This window comes from Bradyrhizobium symbiodeficiens (assembly GCF_002266465.3).
Taxonomy (GTDB): Bacteria; Pseudomonadota; Alphaproteobacteria; order Rhizobiales; family Xanthobacteraceae; genus Bradyrhizobium; species Bradyrhizobium symbiodeficiens.
In genome coordinates this window covers 3596016-3609758 of the sequence record NZ_CP029427.2, presented here as the reverse complement: position 1 = coordinate 3609758, position 13743 = coordinate 3596016, and the positions used below count along the sequence as shown (strand labels likewise).

Here is a 13743-nt window from a genome sequence, read left to right as displayed (position 1 = left end):
TCCCCGTCGGGGAGAGGTTGAGCCTCAGCAGCCGCGGCAGATGCTCTTGATCTTCTTGTCGAGCGCCTGATTTTCCTTGCTGAGCGGATCGTTCGGATCGCTCAAATTCTTCTCACTCGGCACGTCGCTGGCGCGCGGCTGACGATGACCGACGGGTGCAGGCGGCACGGAGCCCGCCGACGGCCCGGACGTGGCGCCGCCTGACGTTGATCCCTTGCTCCCGGTCTGCGCGACCGCTGCGCCACCGAGCAAGACCACGAGCGATGCCGCCACGATGATCTTCTTCATGTCTCTCCTCCATTCCTCAAACCAGCGTCGCCGCTTTCACCGCTCAGGTCTCGGGCGGATAGAGATGAACGTCGCCGCAATAATCGACGATACGATAGCGCGTTTCGGTGTCGGCATCACGCGCGTCAGGTGCGGTATTTTGCTCCGCCAACACGTAATTCGGTCCGACCGGCGACTTCCCGGCACCACCGGGAATATCGATGACATAGTCCGGCTGACAGAGCCCTGACACCCGCCCGCGCAACTGCCGCATCAGGTCCTGCCCCTCCGCCAGGGTCGTCCGCAGATGCGCGGTGCCCGGCGCGAGATCGCCGTGATGCAGATAATAGGGCTTGATCCGGCATTCGACGAAAGCTCGCATCAAATCCGACAGAGCGGAGATATCGTCATTGACCCCGCGCAAAAGGACGGACTGGCTCACCAGCGGAATGCCGGAATCGACGAGCCGCGCGCAGGCGGCGCGCGCCGTTCCCGTCAATTCCCGCGCATGGTTGGCATGCACGGCCACCCAGGTGGTCGCACCCTCGACCTTGAGCGCCGCGACCATCTCGTCGCTGATCCGCGCGGGATCGGCCACCGGCAACCTCGTGTGAAGGCGGATGACCTTGACGTGATCGATCGCCGCGAGTTCGGTCATGATCTCGCCCATCCGCCGCGGCGACAGCATCAGGGGATCGCCACCGGTCAGGATCACTTCCCATATCTCGTGATGCGAACGGATGTAGTCGATCGCCGCGCGATAGGCGCTGTCCGACAGCGCATTCTCCTTGCCGGGGCCGACCATCTCGCGGCGGAAGCAGAAGCGGCAATAGACCGCGCAGACGTGAACCAGCTTGAACAACACGCGGTCGGGATAGCGGTGCACGATGCCGGATACCGGCGAGTGCGCATGATCTCCGATCGGATCGGCGTCCTCGCCCGGCTGCATCTCCAATTCGTCTGCACTCGGAACAAACTGACGGGCGATAGGATCGTCGGGGTCGGACGGATCAATCAGTTCGACCAGCGCCGGCGTGATGGCCACGGCATAGCGTGCGGCAACGCGTTCGAGCGCCGGCAGCGCTGCTGCGGGCGCCAGACCTTCGGCGACCAGCTCAGCCGGCTCGCGCAGAGTGCGTGCAAGGTTCGTTTTCGTCATGTCTCGAAAGATGCTTCATTTGCAGGTGGCGTCCAAACCACCTGATCGATCCGCGATGCGCCGCTTGCCAGCATCACCAGCCGGTCGAGGCCAAGCGCGACACCGCTCGCCTCCGGCATTGCGGCGACTGCGGCCAGAAAGTCCTCGTCGAGCGGATAGGCTTCGCCGTAGCGGCGCTGCTTCTCCGTCATCGATTCCGTGAAGCGCTTTCGCAGCTCCCGGGCATCGGTCAGTTCCCCAAAGCCGTTGGCGAGCTCGACGCCGCAGGCGTAGACCTCGAAGCGCTCGGCAACCCTGGGATCCCCAGCCTTAACCCGCGCCAGCGCCGCCTCCGGAGATGGGTATTCGAACAAAACGGTCAAACGCCCCTGCCCCAGATGCGGCTCGACGTGCTCGACCAGGACCTTGCTGAAGATATCCGACCAAGTGTCGTCCCCGGCCACACGGACCTTGCCGCTGGCCGCCTCGGCCAGCGCGGCACGGTTACCCTCGCCGTCCCTGATTGTCGACAGCAGGTCGATGCCGGCGAACCGTTCGAAGGCGCCCGCGACCGTCAGGAGCTCGGGCTCGGCGAACGGATCGGCGGTCCGGCCGCGGAACGAGAAGGTCCCGATGCCGGTCGCCTGCGCGGCGCGGGCGATGACGACGACGCAATCGGCCATGATGGCGTCGTAGGAGGCGCCCGCCCGATACCATTCCAGCATGGTGAATTCGGGCAGATGCAGGTCGCCGCGCTCACGGTCCCGGAACACCCGGGCGAGCTCGAAAATCCGCGTCTCGCCCGCCGCCAGCAGCTTCTTGCAGGCGAATTCGGGCGAAGTCCGCAAATATCGGCTGGCCCGGCTGCCGTCCGGCCGCATGATCTCGGTCCGGGGGGCATGCAGATGGGTCTCGTTGCCCGGGGAGACCTGGAGGATGGAGGTTTCGACCTCCACGAACCCCTGCTCGGCAAAAAAGCCCCTGAGAGACCCGGTAATGGCCCCCCTGGCCTGCAGGAAGGGCCGGCGGTCGAGATGCCGCCCGGGCGACCAGAACGGTGAGATAGGCTTGTCCCCAGCCATTACCGGACCGCCCCAGGTCCGAGCAAAATGCTGGCATCTAGCGGCAAAATCAGTATGTTGCGGCCCGAAACGGGTGCCGCGGTCTGATTTGAGGCCCCAGGTCCCCCATCAATTTGATCACGTCCTGGCCGGTGCCGGGCCAAGCAAGCAGGAAATATAGCTTTGAGAGTCATCGCCAGTTCTATTCGCAAGGGCAACGTGATCGAGCAAGACGGCAAGCTCTATGTCGTCGTGAGCGCCGAGAACATCCATCCCGGCAAGGGCACTCCGGTCAGCCAGATCGAAATGCGCCGAATCTCGGACGGGGTAAAGATCTCCGAACGCTACAAGACCACCGACCAGGTCGAAAAGGCCACCATCGAAGAGCGCAACTATACCTTCCTGTATGAAGACGGCGACGGCTACCACTTCATGAACCCGGAGACCTACGACCAGGTCCAGGTCTCCAAGGACGTCGTCGGCGACGCGGCCTCCTATCTTCAACCGGACATGACCGTCAAGCTGTCGACCCACGACGTCAACGTGGTCTCGCTCGCGCTGCCCCAGCGCGTCACGCTGGAAGTGGTCGAGACCGAGCCGGTGACCAAGGGCCAGACCGCCTCGTCCTCCTACAAGCCTGCGGTGCTCTCCAACGGCGTGCGCACCACGGTGCCGCCGCACATCGCGGTCGGCACCCGCATCGTGGTCATGACCGAAGACGGCTCCTACTCCGAACGCGCCAAGGACTGACGGGGAACAGAGCGAGCGCAACAGGTGCCGCCGGGGGGCGAGACAGTGGTTGGGAAGGGTTTCCGCTTCGTCTCGCTGCTTCTGGCGTCGCTTTCGCTCCTCATTGTCACACCGCTCGCTGCGGATGAATTCCGCAGCCCTTCGCTCACGGCCCTGCGCGTCGACTGGCGCGCAGCGCTCGACCAGCTCCGCACCGAGATCAACAGCCGCCCCAGGGTCGCGGGTGATTTCGTCTTTGCACCTCGCCGTTCGGTGCCGCGCTACGATCCGCGCGCGACCCCGGCACTGGTGCAGCTCAACGCGGTTTCCTCGCGTTTCTTCACCGGCATCACCCGCAGTCCCGTGCCGGTGCTGCTGCCTTTCGACGCCGCGGCTTACCTCGAGGCGCAGCGCAGCGGCGCGACGGCGACGCTGGCGCTGTCCCGCTACCAGGCGGACTTCAATCCCGTCGACATGTTCGATGCCGGTCCCGCCGGCTACAGCGCAACCTTCTCGCTCGAGCCCGGCGCCGGTGACGGCATGCCGGTCCGGGTGTTCACAAGGCCGGTCGAGGTGCAGATCACGGGCTCGGCGCTGGTCTATGACATCGCCGATCCCGCCGGCGGCAAGGGCGAGCCGGTCAAGCCGCTCGCGACAGCCTACCCGGACCTGCGCAGGTTCATCCGGGAAGGCTATGTCCGCTACGCTTTCACTCGTTTCGGCGTCGCCTATGTAGTGTCGATCCAGTGCCTCGACAGCGTCGCCAAACCGCGGCGGCTGGCCTGCAAGGAAGCCTCTCCGGTCGCCGAGCGCTTCCTGAAGGCCCTGCGCGTCGCCGGCGGCCAGCGCATGCGGCCATTGACGGACATCGCCTCCAGCATCCTCGATCGTCCGGCTGGCCGTTCACCGGATTTCAGCTATCGGCCGAGCGGCGACATCATCCCGAACACCGGCTATCGCAAGCAGGGCGGCCATCCCGACGCCATGGCCTATGCACAAATCCGCTTTCCGCTCGAAAAGGCGCCCGCCTTCGTCCGCTCGCAATCCTATGCCAAGCGCGACAGGACGGAGAGCACGACCGCCTATCCCTGGCGCGACAATTTCTGCGAGTCCCGCAGTTTCGAGGTCTGGCAATGCGCGGGCGGTTACGGCCATCAGGGGGAGGACATCCGCGCCGCCGACTGCCCGCCGCCCGGCGAAGGCCGCGAGCCCTGCGATCCCAAGCAGCGCGGCGTCGTCGCCGTGCGCGATGCCATCGTGATCCGCGCGTCCAAGGACCAGGCCGCGACGCTTCAGGTCAACAGCCGCACCGAGCACATCCGCTTCCGCTACATGCACATGAATCCGCAGGCGATGAATGCCGATGGCGTGCTCAATGGCCGCATCGTCACCGAAGGCGAGAAAATCGGTGTGATCTCGAACTATCTCGACCATCCCGCGGGAACGTCGATGCATCTGCATTTCGACGTGCAGGTGTTCACGCGCGACGGCTGGATCTGGGTCAGCCCCTACGTCACCCTAGTCTCCGCCTACGAACGCCTCATCCGCGCCCGCGGCCGCGAGGTTGGCCCGGAGATCGCGGTCACGGCGCAGCCGGTCGCCCATGCGCTGCCGGAGGACGTGATCAAGCCGGACCTGCGCGAGGGGTCAGGCGGCGAAGAGAATTAAGAGCTTGCTCGCTTCCAAATGAAGGGCGGTGCAAGTGCATGCAGTCGCGGACACCGCTGGCTCGAACGAACAAGGGATCGGGTTGATGAGTGTCGGACTGCTTGGCCTTCTCGACGATATCGCGGCGATCGCAAAAGTGGCAGCGGCCTCGCTCGACGACGTGGCGGGTCAGGCTGCCAAAGCGGGTGCAAAGGCGGCCGGCGTGGTCATCGACGACGCAGCCGTCACGCCGAACTACGTCATCGGTTTTGCCGCGAAGCGCGAACTGCCGATCGTCGGCAAGATTGCGGTCGGATCGCTGCGCAACAAATTGCTGATTTTGCTTCCGGTTGCCCTATTGCTTGGCTATTTCCTTCCAACCGCGGTAACCCCGCTGCTCATGCTGGGCGGAGCCTTTCTCTGCTACGAAGGCGCCGAGAAGGTGCTCGAAGCCGTGATGCCCCATCATGCGCACCACGAGGCTCAGCTCCAGCCGATGGCGGCGGATGCCAGGTCGGTCGAGGACGAGAAGGTCGCGAGCGCCATCAAGACAGATTTCATCCTGTCGGCGGAGATCATGGCGATCACGCTGGCGGCTATTCCCGCGGGCAATATCTGGACCCAGGCATTGGTGCTGGCTTTGGTCGGATTCGGTATCACGGTCGGGGTCTACGGCGTGGTGGCCCTGATCGTGAAGGCGGACGATGCCGGGCTGGCCCTTGCGCGCTATGACGGCGCCTCCATCATTGGCGCCGCGATCCGCGCGCTTGGACGCGCACTCGTCCGCGGTATGCCGACCTTCCTGGCGGTGCTGAGCACCATCGGCACGGCCGCCATGATCTGGGTTGGCGGCGGCATCATCCTGCACGGCATCGAAAAATACGGCCCGCCTGTGGTGGGCCGCACGGTCCATGCCGCAACCGAGGTTGCCGCGCACGCCCTTCCATCCATTGCCGGCATCATCGAATGGTCGGTCGAGGCGGCCATCTCAGGGATCGTCGGATTGCTTGTCGGCGCAGTTGCGATTCCGGCAGTCCAATACGGTCTCTCGCCGGCATGGAAGCGGGTGAAGGGCTTGCGGCAAGCCTGAAGGCCTTCGGCTATTCGAGCAACGTCGTGAGCTGCGCGCCCTCGTCGGCCACGAACACCGCGATCAACTCCGCGGGTTCGGTCGTGCTCGCGTTGGCCGAGACCAGATGCGTCGAGCCTGGCGGCTCGAAGAAGGACTGGCCGACGCCGAACGTCTCGACAGGACCGCCGCCAAGCTGGGAGCGGATCTCGCCCTTGGTGATGTAGGCGGTCACCGATCCTGCGTGACGGTGCGGCCGCGAGAATCCGCCCGGACCATAGGTCACGCGCACGATGGTGACGCGCTTGCCCGGCACGTTCGGCAGAGCGTAGGAGCCGATCGGTTCGACCTTGTCGAGCGGCGAGCTCTCCGCCGCCGTGGCGCAGAGCGGCGCCAGCGCGCCGGAAACGGCATCCATCGTCAGCGGCAGCGTTTTGCCGATCGCAAATGCGCAGGCAAGTCCTGCGACGACGGCAAGCGCAGTCGAAGGTGACGGCGCCGGCCGCTGTACGGTAGATAAACTCGTTGCTGTCATCGTAACCTCCGTTCGTGTCGGTCAGGATGCTGCAGCATTCGCGGCCACCGGCCGCGGTGCCGGCGTCCAGCGAAACGCAGCGCCGAAACGGTTCCAGACATTGATCGAGGCGACCGCCGAGGTCAGGTACATCAGCTCGGTCTCGGAGAACTCCCGGGCAGATTCGGCATAGACGTCCTCGCTGACGCCGTCGGGCAGCAAGGTCAGCGCCTCGGCCCAGGCCAGCGCGGCGCGCTCGCGCGGCGAAAAGGTCGGCGCCTCGCGCCAAACCGCGACCAGATGGAGCTTGTCGGCGGGCACGCCAATCCGTTCCGACAGCAGGACATGGTGCTGCACGCAGAAGGCGCAGCCGTTGATCTGCGAAGCGCGCAGCTTGACGAGCTCGAGAAGCTGCCTGTCGAGGCCGGCCTTGGCCGCAAGCTGACCCAGCGCGAGCACCAGATCATACGCATCGGGCGCGATCCGCTTGAAATCCTCGTATTCACTGCGGGCATGTGACATTGCCGTTCACCTCGTCTATTATAAGATTGCTTACATCTTATAAGAGCTCTTACATGTTACGCAAGGCACCCAAAATCACGAGATCGAAATCCCGGGGCAAAATCGCCGAGCCTGGTCCCATGCAGGTGCCCGCCGTGGGCGAAGGCAAGCGCGGCGAGCAAGGGTATCTCGGCTATCTCCTGCGCCAGGCCCATGCCGCGGTCCGCCTGACGATGGAGCGGACGCTCGCAGACCTCGGGGTGACGTCGCCGCAATTTGCGGTGCTGACGATGCTGAATGCTTATCCGGGCCTATCAGGCGCCGACGTGGCCCGTCTCACTTTCCTCACCCCGCAAACGGTCGGGGTCATCATCCGCAATCTTGAGCGTGACGGAGCGATCGTGATGACGCCTCATCCCGTCCACGGCCGTATCCAGCAATGGACGCTGACCAAGCGGGGAACGACATTGTTGAGGGCGTGCAGGGAACGCGTGATCGCGCTGGAGAAGCGTCTGGCTGGCGGGCTCGACGCCAAGGCCGAGGCGAGCATTCGCCGCTGGCTCGCCAACGTCGCGACGGAGTTGCAGGAGGACTAGGCGAGGATCAGTCGCCGCCTCCCCCGTCGCCGCCGTCACAGCCGGCAGCATCCGGGAAATCGCCGCCCCCACCGGCATGGCCGCCCTGGATGCCGCGGCCGAAATTCTCGGCGATGATCATCAGGACGACGACGAGGAGCCCGGCGCCGAAGGGCCAGGGATTGGCACGGATGATGTCGAAAAGCTCCCGCATGCCGCATCCTGCGCAGGTGGAAGCGAACCAACCGTAAAACGACAGGCCTGAAAGCCAGAGATATTCAGGAAGCGCGGGAGCCCGCTAACCGTCCTTCAAAACATTCTTAACCTCACCATCGACCCAGGTCCCGTCCGCCGCGATCACCCGTACGCGGCTGTTGTCGGTGGCATTCACCAGCACATGCGAACTCACCCGGTCGCCGCTCGGCTCCAGGCGCAAATCGGTCTCGGGCTTCCAGCTCAGCGTCGTCGCGAGATCGCCGGGAAAGATCTGCCATAGCGATCCGTCGTCGAGTTCGACGACGTGGCTCTCCGCATGCGCGCGTATCTTCATTCCACCCCGAATTCTCGATGAAGACGAGCGGCCCCGGCGCTCAGGCCGGGGCCAATTCCGTCAGTCGTTGTCGTGATGGATCACGGTCTTGCTGCGATTGCCGTACGCATCTTCCTTCTTGATCACGGTGGTGCGGCTCGACGGCTCGCGTTCCCGGACGACCGTGGTGCGGTCACGCTCGCGGACTCGATAGTCCGGCGACTGGCCGACCGTTACACCGGCACCGACCGGGCCGACGTGAACACCAACCTCATCGGCAAATGCAGGGGCCGCAATGGCAGTCACCATGGCGGCGGCAAACAGATATTTCCTCATCTTGTCCTCCTCGTTGTCATGGGGAGGGAATGCAGGACTGCGACACTTTGTTCCGCATGAACGGCCTATTCCGGCGTACCCGGAACCGGCTCACACCGGCCATGTTTCCGGCTAGACTGGATCCATGAAACAAGCTGATTCCTCGGCCCATCACACCCGCCGCACATTGTTGAAGTCCGTGCTCGGCGCGGCCGCTGTCCTCGCGTCACCCGCAGGCGTCCTCGCAGCACCGCCGGGCTTTGACGAATGGCGCGAGAGCTTTCGCGCACGTGCGATGGCCAAGGGCATCTCGGCCGCGACCTGGCAGCGCGCGATGGCACGGGTCGAGCCCGACATGAGCGTGTTCAAGCAGATGCGCAGCCAGCCCGAATTCCACGAACAGGTCTGGCAATACATCAACCGCCGCGTCTCCGACTGGCGCATCATCAACGGCAAGATCGCGCTGAAGAACAACGAGGCGCTGCTGGCGCGCATCGAGCGGGATTTCGGTGTCGAGCGCGGCACGCTGCTGGCACTGTGGGGCGTCGAGTCCGCCTATGGCGATCCCCTGGTGCAACAGAACCACATGACGCCGGTGTTTCCCTCCCTCGCCGCGCTCGCCTGGAACGAGCCGCGCCGCAAGGCCTATTGGGAGACCGAGCTGATCAACGCGCTCCGCATCGTCGACAAGGGCTGGAGCACGCCCGATCAGATGCAGGGATCCTGGGCCGGCGCGATGGGCCATTCGCAATGGATGCCGGAAGTCTGGCTCAACGTCGGCATCGACTATGACGGCGACGGCAAGGTCTCCCCCTTCGGAAAGCCCGACGACGCGCTGGGCTCGACCGCAAAATATCTCGTTAACCGCGGCAAATGGCATCGCGGCGAGCATTGGGGCTACGAGGTGCGGGCGGCCGGCAATATGAGCGGCAGCCGCACCTATGCGGCCTGGGCATCTTCCGGCGTCACCCGCGCCGACGGCCAGCCGTTCCCGCAGCCGAACGCATCCGCGCAAATGTGGACGCCGGTCGCTGGCGGACCGACATTCCTGCTGGGACCAAATTTCTACTCGGTGAAGAGCTACAACCCTTCCATGAATTATGCGCTGGCGATCTGCCATCTCGGCGACCGCTGCCTCGGCGGGCCGCCCTTCATCCAGCCCTTCCCCGGCTCCGAGCGCGCGCTGACGCTCGCCGAGGTGCAGGAGATGCAGACGCGATTGACGAAAGCCGGCTTCGACACCGGCGGCACCGACGGCCGGGTCGGCAACGACACCATGAAGGCCATCAAGGATTTCCAGCAGCGCGCGGGGATTGCGCCTGCGGACGGTTATGGCGGGCTGAAGGTGCTGGCGAAGCTGCGGCAGGGGTCGTAGGAGCCTGCGTCCTCACTTTGTCATTCCGGGGCGCGCCCTTGGCGCGAGCCCGGAATCCATTTCTCCGCCCGACTTGCTGCACGATGGATTTCCGGGCTCGCGCTTCGCGCGCCCCGGAATGACGGCCAGTTCAGTGCCTGTACTGCGGCTCTTCCGCATCCAGCTGCCGGCGGATCGCGGCGAGATGCAGCCGGGCGGATTCGGAATCGCCCTCACGCATCTGCCGATAGGTCTCGGCCGCAATCGCGGGATCGACCGGCAGCACGTTCCGTCCCGTCGACATCGCCAGCACCTGCACCTCGGCGGCGCGTTCGAGATAATAGAGATCGTCCCAGGCTTCCGCGATGGTCGGGGCCAGCACCATCACGCCGTGATGCTTCATGAAGACGATATCGGCGTCACCCACGGCCGAGGCGATCCGGGCGCCCTCGCGGTTGTCGAGCGCGAGGCCGTTGTAGTCGCGGTCGACCGCGGTGCGGCCGTAGAATTTCAGCGCGGTCTGGCCGGCCCAGATCAAGGGCTCGCCTTCGGTCATCGATAGCGCCGTCGCATAGGGCATGTGCGTGTGGAACGCGACCTTGGCGCGCGGCAGCAACCTGTGCATCTCGGCGTGGATGTAGAACGCGGTCGCCTCTGGCACGCCCTCGCCGTCGAGCACATTGCCGTGGAAATCGCAGATCAGCAGCTTTGAGGCTGTGATCTCGCGAAAGGCATAGCCGTAGGGATTGACGAGAAATAGATCGTCATGGCCGGGCACGACGGCCGAGAAGTGATTGCAGATGCCCTCCTCGAAACCGTTGCGCGCCGCCATGCGGAAGCAGGCGGCGAGATCCTCGCGCGCGGTGCGGATCGCATCGGTGGCGAGGTCCGGCCGGTTCGAGCGGAATGGCGCGGGCGCGGGTGAGGAAGCGTGAAGGCTGTGCGCCATGGCGAAGGACACCTCTGTCGGTCGAAAGCTGTCCGCCTTGTACAGGGGCTGCGCCTGCGCGTCAGCCCCTGCGCGTGCCACCCTGCCCTGCGCGCTCAGGCCCGCCGCGGAACGCCGCCGGCGTTCATGCCGCCGTCGATAACGAGCTCGCTACCGGTGACGTAGCGCGAGGCATCGGAGGCCAGATACAGCACGCCTGAGGCGATCTCCGCGGCCTGTCCGGCGCGGCCAAGCGGGGTTGCGACCTTGGCGCGCTCCTCGGGATCGATCGGCGCATTCTGGCCGGCGCCGGTCGCACCGGTCGGGATCTTGCCCCAGATCGGCGTATCGATGATCCCGGGATGCACGGAATTGACCCGGATGCCGTCGCCGGCCGCCGCGCATTCCATCGCAATCGACTTGGCGAACAGCCGCACGCCGCCTTTGGTCGCCGAATAGGCCGACAGGCCCGGCGCGCCGCGCAGGCCCGCGAGCGAGGACATCATCACGATCGAACCGCCGCCATGCTTGCGCATCAGCGGCAGGCAATGCTTGACCGACAGAAACACGCCGTCGAGATTGATCGCGTTCTGCTTGCGCCAGTCGGCGAGCGTCATGTCGACGATCGAGGGCACGGCGATGCCGATGCCGGCATTGGAGACCATGATATCGAGCCGGCCATGGCGCTTGGCGATTTCGCCGACGATTTCGATCCAGCGCTCCTCGCTGGTGACGTCCTGCTCCAGGAAGATCGCCTTGCCGCCGGCCTTTGTCACGCGCTTGGCGAGCTCGGGCCCGCGCAGCTCATCGATGTCGGTGATGACGACGGTCGCGCCTTCGCGCGCGAACAGCTCGACGATGGCCTCGCCGATACCCGAGGCGCCGCCGGTCACCAGCGCGACCTTGCCCTCAACCTGCCCTGCCATGTTCACTCCCTTTTTTGTTGTTTGAGCGATCTTATTTTTGCGCATGATCTCCGCGCAAACGCGTTCCGCGTTTGTCGCGTCGGATCATGCGTTATCTAATCACGGATGGCCCCTGGTCCGGTAGCGCGACGTCGATGACGCGGAATTGCACCCGCTCGGCGCCCTGGTAGCGATCGACCGAAAGCGAGCCGGCGACATGCAGTTGCTGGCCGCGGTTGGCAAGAAGCGCATTGCCGAGCTTCTGGCCGACCGAGCGGAACGCGATGCCGTTGACGATGGCGCCATCCCCCGACTTGAAGCGCAGACGCAGATGCGCCTGCCCAACCTCGTCGGCAAACACGAGCTGATGTGCCGGCAGCGCCAGCACGGCTTCCGGATTGCCGCTGCCGAACGGACCGGCACGGTTCAGCGTCGCCGCAAGCTCCGTCGTCACGGCGCGCGCAGAGACCGCGCCGTCGATGTAGAGCTCGTTGACGTGGCGCGCCTCGGCAACGTCCCGCGCCAGCGCGTTCTCGAGATAGGCGCGAAATTCGGCGAGCTTCTCTTTCCGCAACGTCACGCCCGCGGCCATCGCGTGGCCGCCGCCCTTCAGCAGAATGCCGTCAGTGACCGCCTGCCGCACCGCCTTGCCGATGTCGACGCCAGCGATCGAGCGCCCCGATCCGGTACCAATGCCGCCGGGCTCGAGCGCAATGGCGAAAGCGGGCCGCGAAAACTTTTCTTTCAGCCGGGAAGCAACGAGGCCGACGACGCCGGGGTGCCAGCCTTCGGACGCCGTGACGATGACGCCGAGCTTGTCCTCCAGCCCGATCGAGGCCAGCGCCTCGGCTTCGGCCTGCGCTTCGGCCGCCTGCTCGATGACCCGGCGCTCGCTGTTGAGGCGGTCGAGCTCGGCGGCGATCCGCGCGGCCTCGACGCTGTCGCCTTCCAGCAGCAGCCGCACGCCGAGATCGGCGCGGCCGATGCGGCCGCCGGCATTGATGCGCGGCCCCAGCATGAAGCCGAGATGCCACGCCTCCGGCGGCCCGTTCAGCCGCGCCACATCCATCAGCGCGGTATGGCCGACATGGTCGCGCCGCCGCATCGCGATCAGCCCCTTGGCGACGAAAGCGCGGTTCAGCCCGATCAGCGGTGCGACGTCGGCAACCGTGCCGAGCGCGACGTGGTGCAGCATGCCGAGCAGATCCGGTTCGGGCATTTCCGCATTCCAGAAACCGCGCTGGCGCAGCTCGCGATTGACCGCAACCAGCGTCACCAGCACGAGACCGACCGCGGCGAGATGGCCGAGACCGGAGAGATCGTCGAGCCGGTTCGGATTGACCAGCGCGTCGACCTCCGGCAGCTCCGTGCCGGCCTGGTGATGGTCGATCACGACCACGGACATGCCGAGGCGCTTGGCCTCCGCCAGCGGCTCGATGCTGGTGGTGCCGCAATCGACGGTGACGAGCAGCGTGGCGCCCTTGGCCGCCAGCCCGCGAACCGCTTCGACATTGGGCCCGTAGCCCTCGAAAATGCGGTCGGGAATGTGGATCAGCGGATCGAGCCCGCAATGGCGCAGGTGCCAGGCGAGCAGCGCCGCCGAGGTCGCGCCGTCGACGTCGTAATCGCCGAAGATCGCGACCTTTTCGCCCTTCGCCGCAGCATCCGCGATCCGCTTCGACGCGGCCTCCATCTCCGTCACGGTAAAGGGGTCCGGCATGAGCTTACGGATGGTCGGATCGAGAAAGTCGGGCACCGCGTCGATGTCGACGCCGCGGCCGGCCAGCACCCGGGCCAGCAGTTCGGGCAGCTGGTGCCGCTGCACGATAGCGAGCGCCTGGGCCGCCCCGCGGGCATCCAGCCGGTCGCGCCAGAGCTTGTCGGTCAGCGAACGCGCGACGCCGAGAAACGCCTGGGGCGCTTCGACGGGCAAGGCGGTGGCGGGCGGCGTCATGGGTCGCAGTCGGTTTGAGGAACCCGCAATCGACGGTATCGCGTCGGTCCGGCTTGCAGGACGATTGACCCGGAATCCTCAGGGATTTGCAATCTCCGCGCCGCACAAAGCGGTGGATTGCCGATTTGCGGCGCCGACTGACTATCATTTGGGCATCCGCCGGAACAGCAAATTAAGCGGGCGTTAGGCGGAATCTTCGAAAAAGAATCGTATTCGATCTGTAAGCGATTGTTCCGGGTTCGTTGCAGATCAGAGCT

16 protein-coding genes are annotated in these 13743 nt (G+C 65.5%); 5 read left to right on the top strand and 11 right to left on the bottom strand.

The genetic code is table 11. The annotated features are described in order from the left end of the window. Positions 1–24: 24 nt before the first annotated feature. Genes CIT39_RS16630 through epmA form a run of 3 tightly spaced genes read right to left on the bottom strand, consistent with a single transcriptional unit; the run spans position 25 to position 2487 of the window. Positions 25–288 (bottom strand): hypothetical protein, encoded by a 264-nt coding sequence (locus tag CIT39_RS16630; protein ID WP_094974282.1) that lies wholly within the window; start codon positions 286–288, stop codon positions 25–27. 43 nt (positions 289–331) lie between these two features. Further along, the gene (locus CIT39_RS16625) at positions 332–1426 is read right to left on the bottom strand and encodes a lysine-2,3-aminomutase-like protein (RefSeq protein ID WP_094974283.1); all 1095 of its coding nucleotides are present in this window, start codon (positions 1424–1426) and stop codon (positions 332–334) included. Then, positions 1423–2487 (bottom strand): EF-P lysine aminoacylase EpmA, encoded by a 1065-nt coding sequence (epmA, locus tag CIT39_RS16620; RefSeq protein WP_094974284.1) that lies wholly within the window; start codon positions 2485–2487, stop codon positions 1423–1425. The genes CIT39_RS16625 and epmA overlap by 4 nt, the downstream gene beginning before the upstream one ends. Positions 2488–2649: 162 nt before the next feature. Between epmA and efp the strand changes: the two genes are divergently transcribed. From efp to CIT39_RS16605, 3 genes are all read left to right on the top strand, one after another. After that, complete coding sequence (gene efp / locus CIT39_RS16615) at positions 2650–3216, top strand: elongation factor P (RefSeq protein ID WP_028161298.1); 567 nt, start codon at positions 2650–2652, stop codon at positions 3214–3216. 24 nt (positions 3217–3240) lie between these two features. Continuing rightward, the gene (locus CIT39_RS16610; protein ID WP_094974285.1) at positions 3241–4863 is read left to right on the top strand and encodes a peptidoglycan DD-metalloendopeptidase family protein; all 1623 of its coding nucleotides are present in this window, start codon (positions 3241–3243) and stop codon (positions 4861–4863) included. Between the two features lie 85 nt (positions 4864–4948). Next, positions 4949–5932, top strand: coding sequence for a DUF808 domain-containing protein (locus CIT39_RS16605; protein ID WP_094974727.1), 984 nt, complete (start codon positions 4949–4951; stop codon positions 5930–5932). A 10-nt stretch (positions 5933–5942) separates the two neighbouring features. Here CIT39_RS16605 and CIT39_RS16600 read toward each other — a convergent pair whose 3' ends face one another. Together CIT39_RS16600 and CIT39_RS16595 are read right to left on the bottom strand one after the other, a co-directional pair. Beyond that, on the bottom strand, positions 5943–6446 hold the full coding sequence (locus CIT39_RS16600) for a cupin domain-containing protein (protein WP_094974286.1): 504 nt from the start codon (positions 6444–6446) through the stop codon (positions 5943–5945). Between the two features lie 21 nt (positions 6447–6467). Then, on the bottom strand, positions 6468–6947 hold the full coding sequence (locus tag CIT39_RS16595) for a carboxymuconolactone decarboxylase family protein (RefSeq protein WP_094974287.1): 480 nt from the start codon (positions 6945–6947) through the stop codon (positions 6468–6470). Positions 6948–7000: 53 nt separating this feature from the next. Between CIT39_RS16595 and CIT39_RS16590 the strand changes: the two genes are divergently transcribed. Further along, positions 7001–7522, top strand: coding sequence for a MarR family winged helix-turn-helix transcriptional regulator (locus CIT39_RS16590; protein WP_094974288.1), 522 nt, complete (start codon positions 7001–7003; stop codon positions 7520–7522). Positions 7523–7529: 7 nt separating this feature from the next. Here the strand turns inward: CIT39_RS16590 and CIT39_RS16585 are convergent, their stop codons facing one another. The 3 genes from CIT39_RS16585 to CIT39_RS16575 form a co-directional block, all read right to left on the bottom strand. Beyond that, the gene (locus CIT39_RS16585; RefSeq protein WP_094974289.1) at positions 7530–7715 is read right to left on the bottom strand and encodes a hypothetical protein; all 186 of its coding nucleotides are present in this window, start codon (positions 7713–7715) and stop codon (positions 7530–7532) included. An 84-nt stretch (positions 7716–7799) separates the two neighbouring features. Continuing rightward, entirely contained in the window at positions 7800–8051 is a 252-nt protein-coding gene (locus CIT39_RS16580) for a hypothetical protein (RefSeq protein ID WP_094974290.1), read from the bottom strand. Positions 8052–8111: 60 nt separating this feature from the next. Continuing rightward, a complete protein-coding gene (locus CIT39_RS16575) occupies positions 8112–8366 on the bottom strand; it encodes a hypothetical protein (protein ID WP_094974291.1) in 255 nt (84 codons plus the stop codon). A gap of 124 nt (positions 8367–8490) precedes the next feature. On the opposite strand from CIT39_RS16575, the gene CIT39_RS16570 reads away from it, so the two are divergent. Next, a complete protein-coding gene (locus CIT39_RS16570; protein WP_094974292.1) occupies positions 8491–9720 on the top strand; it encodes a lytic murein transglycosylase in 1230 nt (409 codons plus the stop codon). A gap of 130 nt (positions 9721–9850) precedes the next feature. Here the strand turns inward: CIT39_RS16570 and CIT39_RS16565 are convergent, their stop codons facing one another. The 3 genes from CIT39_RS16565 to recJ form a co-directional block, all read right to left on the bottom strand. After that, positions 9851–10648, bottom strand: coding sequence for an aldolase (locus CIT39_RS16565; RefSeq protein WP_162308529.1), 798 nt, complete (start codon positions 10646–10648; stop codon positions 9851–9853). A 95-nt stretch (positions 10649–10743) separates the two neighbouring features. Beyond that, complete coding sequence (locus CIT39_RS16560) at positions 10744–11553, bottom strand: SDR family NAD(P)-dependent oxidoreductase (RefSeq protein WP_162308528.1); 810 nt, start codon at positions 11551–11553, stop codon at positions 10744–10746. 91 nt (positions 11554–11644) lie between these two features. Then, complete coding sequence (gene recJ / locus CIT39_RS16555) at positions 11645–13486, bottom strand: single-stranded-DNA-specific exonuclease RecJ (RefSeq protein WP_094974295.1); 1842 nt, start codon at positions 13484–13486, stop codon at positions 11645–11647. Positions 13487–13743 lie beyond the last annotated feature (257 nt).